At 64.6% G+C, this 15932-nt stretch carries 18 protein-coding genes; 6 read left to right on the plus strand and 12 right to left on the minus strand.

Going from position 1 to position 15932, the window contains the following annotated elements:
• Positions 1–30: 30 nt before the first annotated feature.
• From DDE75_RS06530 to scpA, 5 genes are all read right to left on the minus strand, one after another.
• Positions 31–462 carry a hypothetical protein gene (locus DDE75_RS06530; protein WP_108501567.1) on the minus strand — a complete coding sequence of 144 codons (432 nt, stop codon included), beginning with the start codon at positions 460–462 and terminating at the stop codon, positions 31–33.
• Positions 463–812: 350 nt separating this feature from the next.
• Positions 813–2102 (minus strand): homoserine dehydrogenase, encoded by a 1290-nt coding sequence (locus tag DDE75_RS06535; RefSeq protein WP_108501568.1) that lies wholly within the window; start codon positions 2100–2102, stop codon positions 813–815.
• A gap of 140 nt (positions 2103–2242) precedes the next feature.
• Entirely contained in the window at positions 2243–2761 is a 519-nt protein-coding gene (locus tag DDE75_RS06540; RefSeq protein WP_108501569.1) for a hypothetical protein, read from the minus strand.
• A 3-nt stretch (positions 2762–2764) separates the two neighbouring features.
• A complete protein-coding gene (locus DDE75_RS06545) occupies positions 2765–3589 on the minus strand; it encodes a glycosyl transferase (RefSeq protein ID WP_108501570.1) in 825 nt (274 codons plus the stop codon).
• 131 nt (positions 3590–3720) lie between these two features.
• Positions 3721–5853: a methylmalonyl-CoA mutase gene (scpA, locus tag DDE75_RS06550; RefSeq protein ID WP_108501571.1), complete on the minus strand. Its 2133-nt coding sequence runs from the start codon at positions 5851–5853 to the stop codon at positions 3721–3723.
• Positions 5854–5910: 57 nt separating this feature from the next.
• On the opposite strand from scpA, the gene DDE75_RS06555 reads away from it, so the two are divergent.
• Both DDE75_RS06555 and DDE75_RS17225 read left to right on the plus strand, forming a co-directional pair.
• Positions 5911–6453: a DUF4174 domain-containing protein gene (locus DDE75_RS06555; protein WP_108501572.1), complete on the plus strand. Its 543-nt coding sequence runs from the start codon at positions 5911–5913 to the stop codon at positions 6451–6453.
• A gap of 90 nt (positions 6454–6543) precedes the next feature.
• Positions 6544–6732, plus strand: coding sequence for a hypothetical protein (locus DDE75_RS17225; RefSeq protein ID WP_162798930.1), 189 nt, complete (start codon positions 6544–6546; stop codon positions 6730–6732).
• On the opposite strand, the gene DDE75_RS06560 is transcribed toward DDE75_RS17225, so the two are convergent.
• The gene (locus tag DDE75_RS06560; protein WP_108501573.1) at positions 6698–7369 is read right to left on the minus strand and encodes a hypothetical protein; all 672 of its coding nucleotides are present in this window, start codon (positions 7367–7369) and stop codon (positions 6698–6700) included. The genes DDE75_RS17225 and DDE75_RS06560 overlap by 35 nt on opposite strands.
• A gap of 113 nt (positions 7370–7482) precedes the next feature.
• Here DDE75_RS06560 and DDE75_RS06565 point away from each other — a divergent pair, with 113 nt between their 5' ends.
• The gene (locus DDE75_RS06565; protein ID WP_162798931.1) at positions 7483–7851 is read left to right on the plus strand and encodes a DUF4174 domain-containing protein; all 369 of its coding nucleotides are present in this window, start codon (positions 7483–7485) and stop codon (positions 7849–7851) included.
• A gap of 76 nt (positions 7852–7927) precedes the next feature.
• Here DDE75_RS06565 and DDE75_RS06570 read toward each other — a convergent pair whose 3' ends face one another.
• The 6 genes from DDE75_RS06570 to DDE75_RS06590 all read right to left on the minus strand — a co-directional run bounded on the left by DDE75_RS06570 (position 7928) and on the right by DDE75_RS06590 (position 13134).
• Positions 7928–9973, minus strand: a complete 2046-nt coding sequence (locus DDE75_RS06570) for an acetyl-CoA carboxylase biotin carboxylase subunit (protein ID WP_108501575.1) — start codon at positions 9971–9973, stop codon at positions 7928–7930.
• A gap of 93 nt (positions 9974–10066) precedes the next feature.
• Entirely contained in the window at positions 10067–10288 is a 222-nt protein-coding gene (locus DDE75_RS06575) for a hypothetical protein (protein WP_072296023.1), read from the minus strand.
• 78 nt (positions 10289–10366) lie between these two features.
• Positions 10367–10606 (minus strand): hypothetical protein, encoded by a 240-nt coding sequence (locus tag DDE75_RS06580; protein ID WP_108501576.1) that lies wholly within the window; start codon positions 10604–10606, stop codon positions 10367–10369.
• Between the two features lie 127 nt (positions 10607–10733).
• Entirely contained in the window at positions 10734–11150 is a 417-nt protein-coding gene (locus DDE75_RS06585) for a hypothetical protein (RefSeq protein ID WP_108501577.1), read from the minus strand.
• Positions 11151–11240: 90 nt separating this feature from the next.
• On the minus strand, positions 11241–11396 hold the full coding sequence (locus DDE75_RS17230) for a hypothetical protein (protein ID WP_158529972.1): 156 nt from the start codon (positions 11394–11396) through the stop codon (positions 11241–11243).
• A 205-nt stretch (positions 11397–11601) separates the two neighbouring features.
• Positions 11602–13134 carry an acyl-CoA carboxylase subunit beta gene (locus DDE75_RS06590; protein WP_108501578.1) on the minus strand — a complete coding sequence of 511 codons (1533 nt, stop codon included), beginning with the start codon at positions 13132–13134 and terminating at the stop codon, positions 11602–11604.
• Between the two features lie 166 nt (positions 13135–13300).
• Between DDE75_RS06590 and alr the strand changes: the two genes are divergently transcribed.
• The 3 genes from alr to DDE75_RS06605 are packed head-to-tail and all read left to right on the plus strand — an operon-like array spanning position 13301 to position 15779.
• The gene (alr, locus tag DDE75_RS06595) at positions 13301–14317 is read left to right on the plus strand and encodes an alanine racemase (protein WP_108501579.1); all 1017 of its coding nucleotides are present in this window, start codon (positions 13301–13303) and stop codon (positions 14315–14317) included.
• Positions 14314–15078, plus strand: coding sequence for an MlaE family ABC transporter permease (locus tag DDE75_RS06600; protein ID WP_108501580.1), 765 nt, complete (start codon positions 14314–14316; stop codon positions 15076–15078). Before alr ends, DDE75_RS06600 begins: the two co-directional genes overlap by 4 nt.
• On the plus strand, positions 15075–15779 hold the full coding sequence (locus tag DDE75_RS06605) for an ABC transporter ATP-binding protein (RefSeq protein WP_108501581.1): 705 nt from the start codon (positions 15075–15077) through the stop codon (positions 15777–15779). Before DDE75_RS06600 ends, DDE75_RS06605 begins: the two co-directional genes overlap by 4 nt.
• The last annotated feature ends 153 nt before the right edge of the window (positions 15780–15932 follow it).

Here is a 15932-nt window from a genome sequence, read left to right on the forward strand (position 1 = left end):
GTCGCAGACGCGGCCCCGTTTTTTCATGCCTCAGCCGCCGAACAGCTTTCCCAGCCAACCCCACCGCGGGGGCGTCGGACTGGCGGGCGCTGGCTGAGGCTGGGGCGCGGGGGTTGCCGCAATCGGCTCGGGTGCCGTGGGGGCATAGTCTTCGGGTTCCGCCGCCACGGCCTGCACGGGCGCGGATTGCGTCCCATCTTGTACCGGTTCCACTTGCACGGCCTCTGCCTGCTGTCCCGCTTTGGCGCTGCTGCGATATGTTTCGGCCTTGCGAAGCCATTCCGCAGAGGATTCACCGCTTGCGCCGTTCGAGGATCTGCCTTCGGCCACCTCGGTCACGCCTTCGGCAGCTACGGTTATGGGCCGTTGAAAGATGTTGCGTTGATCCGCAGTCAGGTCCTGTGCGACCAAGGGCCGGACGCCGAAAAGTGACAGATGCTGGTTGCCAAGCGGGATACTCATGAACGTGCCTTTCGATGACAGGGCGTTAAGGAATATCCCCGTCTATCGACCCGCCGGATCGCTGCGGCCATGAGCCTTTGATTAAGGTTTTATTGACCACGTTACACGGCTGCGGATCAGGCGAACCCCGCGCGGGATCGCTTGAGCGATTTGTCGTTTCAGAACAACCCGCTTGTTGATAGCTGATGGCCATCGACCTGCACATCATGACGCTACGCGATCTAGCGGGCGTCTGTCTGTCCCTGCGCAATCATTTGAAGAATGCAGCTTCCACGTATCTACCTGCGATTGAAAGGCGGAACAGGTGATTCTGCAGACTTGAAAAGGGGGCCGCCGTGGCCCCCTTCGGTTCAGACTTCCTCGATCCGTAGTTCAACCGGGTCGCTGACCAGAACACCGGTCCGCGGCAGGGCCTCGATGGCGAAATCGATAGCCTCGGGGGTGGTCTTGTGGGTGACTACCAGCACCGGCACGCTGGCCGGCGTATGCTGTCCGTATTGACGCATCCGGTCGATCGAGATGCCGGCATCGCCCAGGACCGTCGCAACCTTGGCCAAGGCGCCAGGTTTGTCCTGCAGTTCAAGCCGGATGTAATAGGCTGCGGGCACGGCCGTGCGGGCGGGCAGGGCGGCCTTCAGCTCACCGGCGGGTTGGCCGAAGACCGGCAGGCGGACGCCGCGCGCGATCTCGACGATATCCGAAAGCACCGCACTGGCGGTCGGACCTTCGCCCGCACCGGCGCCGCGCAGGACGATCTGGCCGACGGCATCGCCTTCGATGACGACCATGTTGGTGCCACCGACCAGCTGCCCCAAGGGGCTGTCCGCGGGGACCAGGCAGGGCGACATGCGCTGTTCCAGCCCACGTGCGGTCATCTGTGCAATGCCCAGCAGTTTGATCCGGTATCCCATGTCCGAGGCGCGGCGGATGTCGTCGATGCTGATGCGCTCGATGCCCTCGATCTCGACGTCGGCAAAGCTGACCTGCGTGCCGAATGCGATCGACGACAGGATCGCCAGCTTGTGGCCTGCATCGATGCCCCCGACATCGAGGTTCGGATCGGCCTCGAGATATCCCAGCTGGCGGGCTTCCTCGAAGACGGCCTCATAGGGCAGTCCGGCGCTTTCCATCCGTGTCAGGATATAGTTGCAGGTGCCGTTCATGACGCCCATGACACGGTTGATCCGGTTGCCGGCCATGGATTCGGTCATCGTCTTGATAACGGGAATGCCGCCTGCGACCGCCGCCTCGAAGCGGATCACTTGGCCGGTGCTTTCTGCCAGTTGTGCCAGTTCATGGCCATGCATCGCCAGCAGCGCCTTGTTGGCGGTGACGACATCCTTGCCGGACCGCAGCGCGGCCTCAATCGTGTCGCGGGCTACGCCCTCGTCGCCGCCAACCAGCTCGACGAAGACATCGACGTCATCGGCGGTCGCCACGGCCATGGGGTCGGTTTCCCACCGATAGGCGGACAGATCCGCATCGCGGTTCTTCATCCGGTCGCGGGCCGAAACGGCGGTGATGCAAACCTCTCGGCCGGACCGTTTGGCCAGCATGTCGGCATGCTTCTGAATGATCTTGACGACACCGATCCCGACGGTGCCAAGCCCGGCGATGCCAAGGCGGAGGGGGGACGACATGAGTGCCTCTCGTCTTTGATTTCGCGGGTGTTAGCCTGTGACGGCCCGTTCTGCAACGCGTGAAAAGGGTCCTGATGCGCATCACACCCGATCTGGCAGGTGACACGCGCCGAAAATGTCACGGTCGTCGCAGGGTCGGCTCAGGGCGTCACATCAGCCATGCCGGCCCATTGCCCCTCGATGCCGGTCGCACGCATGATGCGGACGACGCGCCGCGCTGCCGACAGCGTGTCGTCGCGGATCTGGGTGACGTCCTCGGCCGCCATATCGTCGGGATGGCGTTCGCCGCGCGTGTTGATGAAGGTCGGGTGCCACATGCCGGGCCGCTCGCCCGGCCGCCACGAGGCATGGCACAGCAGGTTCCGCAGCACCCGCAATCGTCGCAGGTCGCGGGCCAGAACGTCCAGATCCTCGGCCCCCTTGGCCGAGGCGACGAAGCTGTCGATCAGCGTCCCCAGGGTGTCATCGGCGATATCTTCCATCCGCTGCAGCCACGCCTGCAACGCGGCCTCGCTGGCGTCCTGTCCAAGGCCCTTGCGCGTGAGGGAGAAGATCGCGCGTTTCAGCGCTTCCTCCAGAAAGCCGAAGGCGGCGACGGCATGACCGATGGCCAGCGCCATCTCGTCGGGCAGGCGGTCAGGGGCGCGGGGCAGGCCCATGGCTCATTCCCGCCACAGCTTGTCGACCCATGCCGTCGGGCGCACATAATGGCGGACATGTTTCAGGAAGCTTTCGCGGCGGTCGGACGCGAAGGCCGCCTTCAGGTGCTGACCGGGGGTGCGGATCGGGTCGGCCTCGTCCCACCGGCCCGCGATGGCATCGGGCGGGTTGAGGTTGCCGGGGAACATCACGATGCGCGTGCCCTTGGGGATACGCGGTTCGCGCAGATAGTTCATCGGGAAGTTCGGGATGCAGTGGAAGCGGAAATGCGCTAGCCATCCCTTGGGCCAGAACTTGACGCCGCCCGGCGCATTGCGGGTCACGAAACGCTGTTCATATTTGTACTGATCGGCGGTCCCCTGCGGATCGGCGCGGAAGATCTGCTGCAACGGCGCAAGATTGCCCACCGTCATGCGATAGACGGATGTCTGGCCCATCTTCTCCAGCGGCGTATTCGGATTGCGGCCTAGGACGGTGTCATTTGGATCGCCAAATTCGAAAAAGGGGTCCAGATTGCCCGTGACGATCACGTCCAGATCCAGGAACAGCACGACGCCCGTGACATCGCCCAGATCCCCCCAAAGGCGCGACTTGGGCCATTTTCCCTTGGTCCGCACAGGGGCGTCATAGGCGAACTCGGGCAGTGGCCTGACCGCCACATCGGGGTGCAGCCCCGTGCCGTCGTCCGTGAAACAGAACAGCCGGAAGGGCGGCGTGATGTTGCGTGCCACCATCGCATGCAGCCGGTTTACGTATTCCGGCCCGAACTTCGTGCCCCATTTGATGCAGATGATCTGCTTGATCGCCCCGTTGCGTCCGTCGCTCATGTCAGGTCCTTGCCATTGCTTCCCCAAGGTTTCACACGACCGCGCCCAAGACAACGCCTGCCGGTGGCATAAACGCGTGATAACGCAGGGGGGCCGGGGGGTGCGAAGCCCCCGGCCATCGCGGGACGCAATCAGGGGCGGTTGGCGCGGATCAGCTTCAGGATATCCGCCGCGGCCGAGGGAATGTTGGTTCCCGGCCCGAAGATCGCCTTGACCCCTGCCTTCTGCAGGAACTCGTAATCCTGCTGAGGGATGACCCCGCCGCAGATGACCAGAATGTCGCCCGCACCCTGTGCCTTCAGCGCCTCGATCAGCTTAGGCGCCAGCGTCTTGTGACCGGCGGCTTGGCTGCTGATGCCCACCACGTGGACGTCGTTGTCCACGGCGTCCTGCGCGGCTTCCTCGGGGGTCTGGAACAACGGGCCGACGTCGACGTCGAAGCCGATGTCGGCGAAGGCCGTGGCGATGACCTTGGCGCCGCGGTCGTGGCCGTCCTGACCCATCTTGACGACCAGCATGCGGGGGCGGCGGCCTTCCTCCTCGGCGAAGGTTTCCACGTCGCGCTGGATCTGGGCGAAGCCCTCGTCGCCCTCATAGGCGGCGCCATAGACGCCGGCCAGCGTCTTAACCTCGGCGCGGTGACGCCCGAATTCGTCTTCCATGGCCATGCTGATCTCTCCGACGGTTGCACGGGCGCGGGCGGCCTCGACGGCTGCCTCCAGCAGGTTGCCACCCTCGCGGGCGCGGCGGGTCAGTTCGGCCAGCGCGGCATCGCAGGCGGCCTGATCGCGGGTGGCGCGGATGCGTTCCAGCCGCGCGACCTGAGAGGCGCGGACCTTGACGTTGTCCACGTCCAGGATGTCGATCGGGTCTTCCTTGTCCTTGCGGTACTTGTTGACGCCGACGATCACATCCTCGCCCCGGTCGATCAGGGCCTGACGACGGGCGGCGGTTTCCTCGATCCGCAGCTTGGGCATGCCCGATGCGACGGCCTTGGTCATGCCGCCCATTTCCTCGACCTCCTCGATCAGGGCCCATGCCTTCTCGGCCAGCTCGGCGGTCAGGCTTTCGATGTAATAGCTGCCCGCCAGCGGATCGACGACATTGGTGATGCCGGTTTCCTCTTGCAGGATCAGCTGCGTGTTCCGCGCAATGCGGGCGCTGAAATCGGTGGGCAGGGCGATGGCCTCGTCCAGCGCGTTGGTGTGCAGCGACTGCGTGCCGCCCAATGCTGCCGACATCGCCTCATAGGCCGTGCGGACCACGTTGTTGTAGGGGTCCTGTTCCTGCAACGACACGCCCGAGGTCTGGCAATGCGTCCGCAGCATCAGGCTGCCGGGCTTCTTCGCGCCGAATTCCGACATGATGCGGTGCCACAACAGGCGCGCGGCACGCAGCTTGGCGATCTCCATGAAGAAGTTCATGCCGATGGCGAAGAAGAAGGACAGCCGCCCCGCGAAGGCATCGACATCCATGCCCGCCGCGATGGCCGCGCGCACGTATTCGCGCCCGTCGGCCAGGGTATAGGCCAGCTCCTGCACCAGGTTCGCGCCCGCTTCTTGCATATGATAGCCCGAGATCGAGATGCTGTTGAAGCGCGGCATCTCGAAGCTGGTGAACTCGATGATGTCGGAGATGATCCGCATCGAGGGTTCGGGCGGATAGATGTAGGTGTTCCGCACCATGAACTCTTTCAGGATGTCGTTCTGGATGGTGCCGGACAGGACGGCGCGGTCGTGGCCCTGTTCCTCGCCCGTGACGATGAAGCTGGCCAGGATGGGGATGACGGCGCCGTTCATGGTCATCGACACCGACACCTTGTCCAGCGGGATGCCGTCGAATAGGATCTTCATGTCCTCGACGCTGTCGATGGCCACGCCCGCCTTGCCGACATCGCCCTCGACCCGCGGATGGTCGCTGTCATAGCCGCGATGGGTCGCCAGATCGAAGGCGACCGAGACGCCCTGCTGACCCGCATCCAGCGCCCGGCGATAGAAGGCGTTCGATTCCTCGGCCGTGGAAAAGCCCGCATACTGGCGGATTGTCCACGGACGCCCTGCATACATTGTCGCACGCGGACCACGGGTGAAGGGCGCGATGCCGGGCAGGGTGCCCAAGTGGTTCAGCCCATCCACATCCTCCTGCGTGTACAGCGGTTTGACCGGGATTCCTTCCAGCGTGTCCCATGTCAGATCATCGGGATCACGGCCTTTCAGTTCCTTCTGGGCAAGGGTCCGCCAGTCCTGAAGCGTGGGTTTTGTCATGATCCATCCTTTCCCGCGGCCCGTTCGCCCCTATATTCAAGGGAAGACGAGGTGCCGATGAAGTTGAAATTCCTGTTTTTCGTGATGGCCCTGTCGGCCATGGGCCCCGGGCGCGATGCGCCGCCGCCCGACGTCCCGAACCCCGAAACCGCCGTTCGACCGAACCCCGCACGCCTGCCGCCCATCGCGCAGACCAGCGTCGAGCCCGAGGATCCTGCCAGCATCGTCCCGCCCGAGGTCAGCTTCCTGTCCGCAGATGATGCCACCCCCGATGATTTCCTGTGGAACAGCCGCCCCATCGTGGTTTTTGCCGATACCGAGGGCGACCCGGCCTTCATCGAACAGGTCGAGGCCTTGCGCCGCGGTGCTGCGGCCTTGGCGGTGCGTGACGCGGTGGTGATCCTTGACGCCGATCCAGCAGCCGACAGCATCTGGCGGCGCAGCCTGCATCCTCGGGGGTTTTCGCTGGTGCTGATCGACAAGGACGGGCAGATCAAGATCCGCAGGCCCTCGCCTTGGGACGTGCGCGAGATCGGCCGCGCCATCGACCGTCTGCCGCTGCGGCGACAGGAAATCGGGCGCGGCAGCGTATCGCGGTGATCGGGCACAGGAAACTTGTGGAAATGCGGTGCGTTTCTTATATCATAAGGCAACAGTCGCGGATTATCCGCGCCAAGCAGGGGGTCTATCATGGCAGAACCACGCAAGGATCGTTCCATCCGGACCGTCGCCAAGACGCAGGCGACGCCTGAACGCCGCCCCGAACAGACCGCCCGCCCCGAGGTTAAGAAGCCCGTGCTGAGCCGCGCCAATGAGATCGTGCGTGCTATCGGATTGCGTCCCATCACCGGCCTCTCGGGTCCGAAGATCGGCTATTGACGGCGTCCAGACGACCACGCATCTGCGCCAGCTCATCGGGAAGCTGGCGGGCGATCATCGCCAAGGCTTCAGCATCATCCGCATCCAGCATCTGTTCCACGGCTTCGGGCCCGTGCCGCAGGCACTCGGTCAGGACGCGAATGGCATGGATGCCGCAATCCCGCGTCTCGGCCATCAGCGACAGATAGTCCCCCATCATCTGCGCCGCACGTTCGCCGTCGCGCCGCGCGATCCGTCGCAGATCGCCGGCCAGCGCCTCCATGATCGACAGCAGCCTGTAATACAGCACAATCGGATCGATCACCGGTGCGGGCAGGATGTGCAATTCGCTGATCACGGCGGCAAAGATGCGGTCGTTCGCCTGCGACGACAGCGTGGGCACGAAATCGCCCGATCGGATGCGGGCGATCAAGACTGCAGCATCGCTGGCCGTGGGCGTCTGCTGTTCCAGCGCCACGACGTGGGCGCGGATCTCGGCCAGAAGGGCGCGCTGGATGTCGGTCTCGCGTTCACGGCGCAGGCGGGCGTCGCGGCGACGGGTCTGGGCCGCCACCACTACCCAACCGAATGACAGGAACAGCCCCGCGATCACCGCCTGCTGAGATTGCGGGCTAAGATAGGCGTCAAGCGGCGGCATGGCAGCCTCGGCGGGAACTGTTGCGCGAACTGGGGCGTCCTATCTGCAAGCCATAGGAGAATTCGATGCGACAGGCCTGTCTTACCGCGCTGCTTTTGGCGTCCGCCCCTGTGATGTCCCCCGCCGACACCATGCGTAGCGGGGCGACCACCCTACGGATCACCCCGATCGAAACCGGCACGCTGGACGATCTGCGATGGACGGCGCGGCCCGTGGTCGTGCTGGGCGACGGCCCCGAGGTCGAGGCGCAACTGGACGCCCTGCGCACCGAAACACCCGCGTTGGTCGAACGCCAGGTCGTGGTCCTGACCGAAGGTCCGGGCGCTGCCGATGTTCGCGACAGGGTCGGAACGGGTTTCGCGGTGCTGCTGATCGGCAAGGACGGCAGGGTCAAGCTGTCGCAGACGACGCTGGTCGATCCTGCGCAGATCATCAGCCTGATCGACAGCATGCCCATGCGACAGCGTGAAGCCGACGGATGACACCCGGCATCGCCGCCCCGGGCCGCACCTGACGGTGTGGCAGACGTGGGGGGCAGACATGATGCGGGGGCTTTGATCATTCGAACTCCATGATGACGTCGTCGACACGCAGGCTTTCGCCGGGGGCGGCATTCACGGATTTCACCACGCCCTTCCGTTCGGCCCGCAGGATGTTTTCCATCTTCATCGCTTCGACGGTGGCAAGGGGCTGCCCCTCCTGCACCTCGTCGCCAACGGTCGCATTGATCCTGACGACCAGCCCCGGCATCGGGCAAAGCAGGAACTTCGAGGTATCCGCCGCCTGCTTCTTCGGCATCAGACGGGCCAGTTCGGCGGCCTTCGGACGGCGGACATAGACCCTAAGGTCGGCGCCACGGCTGCGGATGCGGAAGCCCGCCGCGATTTTGTCGACCTTCAGGACCATCCGCTGGCCTTCAACCTCGAGCTGCGCCAAGGACTGGCCGGGGCGCCAGTCGCTCTCGATCCGGATGCGACGATCGTTGATGTGGACATCGGCGCCATCGCTGTCGGCAACGATCCTGACCTGCCATTCCTGGTCAGCCGCAAAGACGACCCAATGTTCACCGACACGACGTTCGTGGTTGCCAAGCCGGCCGCTGATGCGCGTGTCGCGGATCTCGGAGACGCGATGCATGGCAGCGGCGGCGGCGGCGATGCGTTCCAGCGCATCGGCGTCCAACTGCGCGCCTTGGAAGCCGTCGGGATATTCCTCGGCGATGAAGGCGGTGGTGATGTCGCCGGATGCGAACTTGGGGTGATCCATCACCGCCGACAGGAAGGGCAGGTTGTGGCCGATGCCCTCGACCTCGAATTCATCCAGCGCGACGCGCATCGCCTGAATTGCCTGCGCGCGGGTGGGGGCCCAGGTGCACAGCTTGGCGATCATCGGGTCATAGAACATGCTGATCTCGCCGCCCTCGTAGACACCGGTATCGTTGCGGACGGCGGTTTCGCCATACGCGGTGCCCTGTGCCAGCCATTTGCCACTGGTGACCATCGGACCGGCGGCGATTTCGGCGGGGGGGCGGTACCGCGTCAGTCGGCCGATCGAGGGCAGGAAGTTGCGATAGGGGTCTTCGGCATAGAGCCTGCTTTCCATTGCCCAACCGTTGATCTTCAGGTCCGACTGCTCAAAGGGCAGGGGGTCGCCTGCGGCCACGCGGATCATTTGTTCGACCAGATCGACGCCGGTGATCAGTTCTGTCACCGGATGTTCGACCTGAAGTCGCGTGTTCATTTCCAGAAAATAGAAGTTGCGGTCGCCATCGACGATGAATTCGACCGTGCCCGCGCTGGTATAGCCGACGGCCTTTGCCAGGGCGACGGCCTGTTCACCCATCGCACGGCGTGTCGCTTCTTCCAGGAAGGGCGAGGGTGCTTCCTCGATGACCTTCTGGTTGCGCCGCTGGATCGAACATTCGCGTTCGTGCAGATAGACGGCGTTGCCATGGCTGTCGGCCAGGACCTGGATCTCGATATGGCGGGGCTGGGTGACGAATTTCTCAATGAAGATGCGGTCGTCGCCGAAGCTGTTGGCGGCTTCGGACTTCGAGCTTTCGAACCCTTCGCGGGCCTCACCGGCGTTCCATGCGATCCGCATGCCCTTGCCGCCGCCCCCGGCGCTGGCCTTGATCATCACCGGATAGCCGATCTGGTCGCTAATCTTCGCGGCCTCATCGGCATCGGCGATCAGGCCCATGTATCCGGGTACCGTGCTGACGCCCGCCTCCTGCGCCAGCTTCTTCGAGGTGATCTTGTCGCCCATCGATTCGATCGCGCCTGAGGGCGGGCCGATGAAGACGACGCCCTCGGCCTCCAGCGCCTCGGCGAACTTGCGGTTCTCCGACAGGAAGCCGTATCCGGGGTGGACCGCCTCGGCCCCCGACTGGCGGATCGCATCCATGATCTTGTCGATCACGATATAGGACTGGTTGGCGGGCGCGGGGCCGATATGGATCGCCTCATCCGCCATCTTGACGTGCAGCGCATTGCGGTCAGCGTCGGAATAGACCGCCACCGTGGCGATGCCCATCTTGCGGGCGGTCTTGATGACACGGCATGCGATCTCGCCCCGGTTTGCGATCAGGATCTTCTTGAACATGGGCTCCTCCCAGGACGGAACATGAAAAAGCCGCCCAAAGCATGGCTTTGGACGGCAATCAGTGCAGATCGCGCCGAGGCGCGGATCAGGGTGTTATTGGCAGAGGCGGACGTCGTTGCACAGCGCACCACCGGCCGCGCCGATGGCAGCAGCCTTGTAGATGTCGCTTTCCTTGCGACCGCCGACCTTGGCGATCGTGGCGCCGGCTGCGGCGCCGATGGCCGCGCGATCGACGTCGGTCGGCTGGATGTTCTGGGTGCAACCAGCCAGCGCCAAGGCGCTGAGAACGGCAGCAACGGCAAATGTCTTGGACATGTGTCAGATCCTGTCTTGAAAGAGGCAGGGACGAAACGCCGCCCCCGCCCGAATGGTTCGCCAGTTAGGCCGGAGGGATCAGTAGCGGCGCTGGCAGACGCCCGCGTCGTCGCAAAGCGCGCCGGCTGCACCGCCAAGGGCCGCGCCGGTCGCGATGTCTTCGTCAAGCGCCTTGGCGATGACGGCACCGGCAACTGCACCGCCTGCGGCGCGCTGTGCGTCCGGCGACAGACCGGTCTGCATGTTGGGGTCGCAAGCGGCCAAGCCCAGAACCAGAGCCGAGATGCCACCAAGGCGGATGATGAGCGATTTTTGCATGATAGACTGCCTGTCTTGAGAGGCCGTGTTCCGGCCGGTTGTGGATTATCTGGGGTTATCGCATACCGAACCGCGACGTCAAACTGACATGCGTGTGACATCAACAGGTTCAGCGCCAATTCGCCCATCAGATGTCGTTCCCGTCCTCGTCCATGTCGTCCCAGTCCATGTCGTCCCAATCGAATTCGGGCGGACTGTCCTTGGCGAAAAGTTCGGGGAAGGATGCTTCGGCGGCGGCCATGTCGACCTGCAGCAGCTGTTCATAGCTGGCAGGGTCGAATTCGCCGACCGCCTTGACCTCGCGGCCGATCAGCCATCCGAGGCGTCCGGCATCGAGGTTGCCACGTTCGAAGGGTTGGTCGCCGAAATGCGCGATCAGCGCCGACAGGAAGCCCGCGTCGGCGCGCCTGTCGGGGGCGCGACGGTCTTTGAACCTTTCGCGGCGCGTGATGGGGGTGGCACCCTTCTTGCGGTTTTCCCGCCGGATGGTGAACTGGTAATCTGAGCCGGGAAGGCGCCCCGGAAAGCCGCGATGCTTCAGCATGGCATGGCCCCTTTGCTGTGATGCGCGGGGGCGGCTTGGGCTGCGCGCGGGCAGGCAGGCCGCCCGCGCACGATTGTCGGACGGTGCGTCTTAGCCGAATTTGCCCTGATAGACAGGCTCGGTCGTGACGGGGTTGACCATCGGCGCTGCGGGCGCGGTGGGCACATAGACGTCGGCGGGCTGCTGACGCTGGCAGGCGGCGAAGGCGGAAACCAGCACCAGGCCGAGGATGATCTTTTTGGACATGGAGAAACGCTCCTGTGATGGGGACGCCGGGGCGTCCTACTGCTCGGGTTGCAGTCGGCTTGTTCGATGGCCGACTTGCGGGCGATGATACAATCGCGCCCCCGCTTCAGACAGGCATCGCTGATGGCCCCCTGCACATGCCGGGCGCCCTGTGGCCTTGCTGCATCATTCACGCAGTTGTGCATCGGCGTTTCTTCCCCGGCGGTTACAGCGGAATGTTGTCGTGCTTTTTCCACGGGTTCGTCAGTCGCTTGCCGCGCAGGCTGGCGAATGCACGTGCCACGCGGCGGCGGGTTGATCGTGGCTGGATCACCTCGTCGATGAAGCCCTTTTCGGCGGCGACGAAGGGGTTTGCAAAGCGGTCCTCGTAATCCTTGGTGCGGGCCGCGATCTTGTCGGCATCACCCAATTCGCTGCGATAGAGGATCTCGACCGCACCCTTGGCGCCCATCACCGCGATCTCAGCCGTGGGCCAGGCATAGTTGAAATCACCGCGCAGGTGCTTGGACGACATCACGTCATAGGCCCCGCCATAGGCCTTGCGGGTGATGACCGTGACCTTGGGCACCGTCGCCTCGCCATAGGCGAAGAGCAGCTTTGCGCCATGCTTGATGACGCCGCCGTATTCCTGGCTGGTGCCCGGCAGGAAGCCCGGCACATCGACCAGCGTCAGGATCGGGATCTCGAAGGCGTCGCAGAAGCGCACGAAGCGGGCGGCCTTGCGGCTGCTGTCGATGTCCAGGCAGCCCGCGAGCACCATCGGCTGGTTGGCGACGACGCCGACGGTCTGACCCTCGATCCGGATGAAACCGATCAGGATGTTGGCGGCGAAATCCTTCTGGATCTCGTAGAAGTCGCCTTCATCCGCGACCTTGGCGATCAGCTCCTTCATGTCATAGGGCTGGTTCGGGTTGTCGGGGATCAGCGTATCCAGGCTGGGCTCGATCCGCGCGGGATCGTCGAAGAAGGGGCGGGTGGGCGCGCGTTCGCGGTTGTTCAGTGGCAGGAAGTCGAACAGGCGCCGGATCTCGGTCAGGGCCTCGACATCATCCTCGAATGCGCCATCCGCGACCGAGGATTTCTTGGTATGGGTGCCTGCACCGCCCAGCTGTTCGGCGGTAACCACCTCGTTCGTGACGGTCTTGACCACGTCGGGGCCGGTCACGAACATGTAGGAGGTATCCTTAACCATGAAGATGAAATCCGTCATTGCGGGCGAATAGACTGCGCCGCCCGCACAGGGTCCCATGATCACGCTGATCTGCGGCACGACGCCGGATGCCATGACGTTGCGCTGGAACACCTCGGCATAGCCCGCAAGGCTCGCGACGCCTTCCTGAATGCGCGCACCGCCCGAATCGTTCAACCCGATGACGGGGGCACCGTTCTGCATCGCCATGTCCATGATCTTGCAGATCTTCTGGGCGTGGGTCTCGGACAGGCTGCCGCCGAAGACGGTGAAATCCTGGCTGTAGACATAGACCATGCGCCCGTTGATCGTGCCCCAGCCCGTGACGACGCCGTCGCCATAGGGGCGGTCGGCCTCCATCCCGAAGTCGGTGCTGCGATGGGCGACGAACATGTCGAATTCCTCGAAGCTGTCCTCGTCGACCAGCAGTTCGATCCTTTCGCGGGCCGTCAGTTTTCCCCGACCGTGCTGGGCATCGATGCGCCGCTGTCCGCCACCAAGACGGGCCTCGCTGCGGCGGCGCTCAAGCTCTTGCAGAATGTCGGTCATGGAAGCCCCCTTGATGTCATCAGGTCACGCTAGCGGGTGATGCAGGTGCAGCAAAGAAAAATCGGGAACATTTGCAAACGACGCAAATTTAGGCACCGGCAAAATGCAAACCTGCGAAATTGCGGCGGCACTTGACCTTGAGGCGGAGCGGAGGCAATCCAGCGCCATGGGTTTGCACATCGACATTTCGGCCGTCATGGCCAATTACAGCGCGCTTGCGGCGAAAGCCCCCGGTGCGGGGGCGGCAGCGGTGATCAAGGCCGATGCCTATGGTTTGGGCGCCGCGCGGATTGCGCCGGCCTTGTATCAGGCGGGCGCGCGCGATTTCTTCGTGGCCCTGGCCGCGGAAGGGCAGGCCATCCGCGCGCTTCTGCCCGACGATGCCACCATCAACGTCCTGTCCGGTCATATGGTGGGCGAGGATCTGACCGGGCTGGTTCCGGTCCTGAACAGCCCCGAACAGTTCTTCCGCGATCGCGCGATGCGCCCCGGCCAGCCCTTTGCCATCCAGCTGGACAGCGGCATGAACCGCCTTGGGATGGAGGCCGCCGAATGGGCCGCCATCCGCACCGAGGCGCTGGCCGCCGGTCCCGCTTTCATCATGTCGCATCTGGCCTGCGCCGATGAACCCGATCATCCCGCCAATGCGGCCCAGCTGGCAGCCTTCCGCGCCATGACCGACGGCTGCAACGTGCCGCGTTCGCTGGCGGCGACGGGCGGCATCCTTCTGGGGCCGGATTATCACTTCGAGATGGTCCGCGCAGGGATCGGCATGTACGGCGGCATGCCCTATGCCGAAGCGCAGCAGGCTGTCACCCTGTCACCCCGCGTGATCCAGACCCGCGACGTAAAAGCCGGAGAGACGGTCGGCTATGGCGCCTCTTGGCGGGCCGAACGCGACTGCCAGATCGCCACGGTCGATGCGGGCTATGCCGACGGCATCCTGCGGGCGCTTTCGGGCACGGGGGCGCAGATGTATGCGGGCGATGTGGCCTGCCCGATCGTGGGGCGGGTCTCGATGGACCTGATCACGGTCGATGTGACGGCGCTGGAGGTCGTGCCGCCGACGCTGGACCTTATCTGCGTCCATCAGCCCATCGACCGCCTGGCCGACTTGGCCGGGACGATCGGATACGAGATCCTGACCTCGCTGCGGCAACGATACCAGCGGACCTATCCGTGACACCCATCCGGACGGTCGGCCGCGCCGCGCTGCGCCTGACGCGCGGCATCGGGGCGGTCGCGATCTTTGCCGGGCGTGGGCTTGGTGGGCTGCGGATCCATGGGTTGCGGGCGCTTGCGGTGCAGATGCTGCAGATCGGCTGGCTGTCGTTGCCCGTCGTCGGTCTGACGGCCCTGTTTACCGGCGCGGCATTGGCCCTGCAGATCCATTCCGGGGGTGAGCGTTTCCAGGCGGGCGACGTCGTTCCCGCCATCGTGGCCATCGGCATGGTGCGCGAACTGGGGCCGGTGCTGGGCGGCCTGATGGTTGCGGCCCGCGTCGCCAGCAGCATCGCGGCCGAGATCGGCACCATGCGCGTCACCGAACAGATCGACGCGCTGGTGACGCTGTCCACCGATCCGGTCCGCTGGCTGGTCACGCCGCGCCTTTGGGCCGCGATCTTGTCGCTGCCGGTGCTGGTCGCGGTGGGCGACATCATCGGGATCATGGGTGGATGGCTGGTGGGCGCGGGATCGCTCGGGTTCAACTCGGCCACTTATATAGCCAACAGCTGGGCCTATCTGGAATTCTGGGACGTTGCTTCGGGGCTGATCAAGGGCGCGGTCTTCGGGCTGATCGTGGCGCTGTCGGGCTGCTGGTTCGGGATGCGGTCCTCGCGCGGAGCGGCGGGCGTGGGGCGCGCGACCACGCAGGCCGTGGTGGCGGCCGCCGTCGGCATCCTTGCCGCGAATTTCGCGCTGACAGGGCTGTTCTTCCGATGATCGCGCTGCACGACCTGCACAAGTCTTTTGGTCCGAAACGCGTGCTGGCCGGTGTGAACCTGCAGGTGGGGCAGGGCGAAAGCCTCTGCGTCATCGGGCAGTCGGGCACCGGAAAATCGGTGCTGCTGAAATGCATCCTGGGGCTGGTGCAGCCCGACCGGGGGCAGGTCACTTGGAACGGCAGGCCCATCGACCGCGCGGGTTTCATGGCAGGCTTCGGCATGTTGTTCCAAGGCGCGGCCTTGTTCGACAGCCTGTCGGTCTGGCAGAACGTCGCCTTCCGCCTGCGCCAGAGGATGTCCGACGCCAAGGCCCGTCCTATTGCGTTGGACAAGCTGGCGCGCGTGGGTCTTGGCCCCGAGACCGCCGATCTGATGCCCGCCGAACTCTCGGGCGGCATGGCCAAGCGGGTGGGGCTGGCGCGCGCCATTGCCGACGACCCTTCGGTCATCTTCTTCGACGAACCGACGACCGGGCTGGACCCGATCCGCGCACGCGCCATCAACACGCTGATTCGCGACATCGTCACCCAGACCGGGGCCACGGCGATCACCATCACCCACGACATGGATTCGGTACGTGCCATCGGTGATCGGGTCGCCCTGTTGCAGGGCGGGACAATCGTTCACGACGGTCCGGTCACCCGGATGGCTGACGCCCCGGCCCTGGCCGATTTTTTGGGCGACGGGGTGGCGAAATAGCCCGCGAATGCCAATATCGAATGCAACTTTTGTGCGATCGCAAAAGTTCTGCCGAAATCAGCGGCACAACTGTCGCGGATGCCGCCAACATCGGCTTGTGCGAATCCCCGTGGCTTGCCACCATGACAACAGACGCCTGAGCAGGAGAAACAT

Source organism: Paracoccus indicus (genome assembly GCF_003056335.1).
In the GTDB taxonomy this organism is placed as follows: domain Bacteria; phylum Pseudomonadota; class Alphaproteobacteria; order Rhodobacterales; family Rhodobacteraceae; genus Paracoccus; species Paracoccus indicus.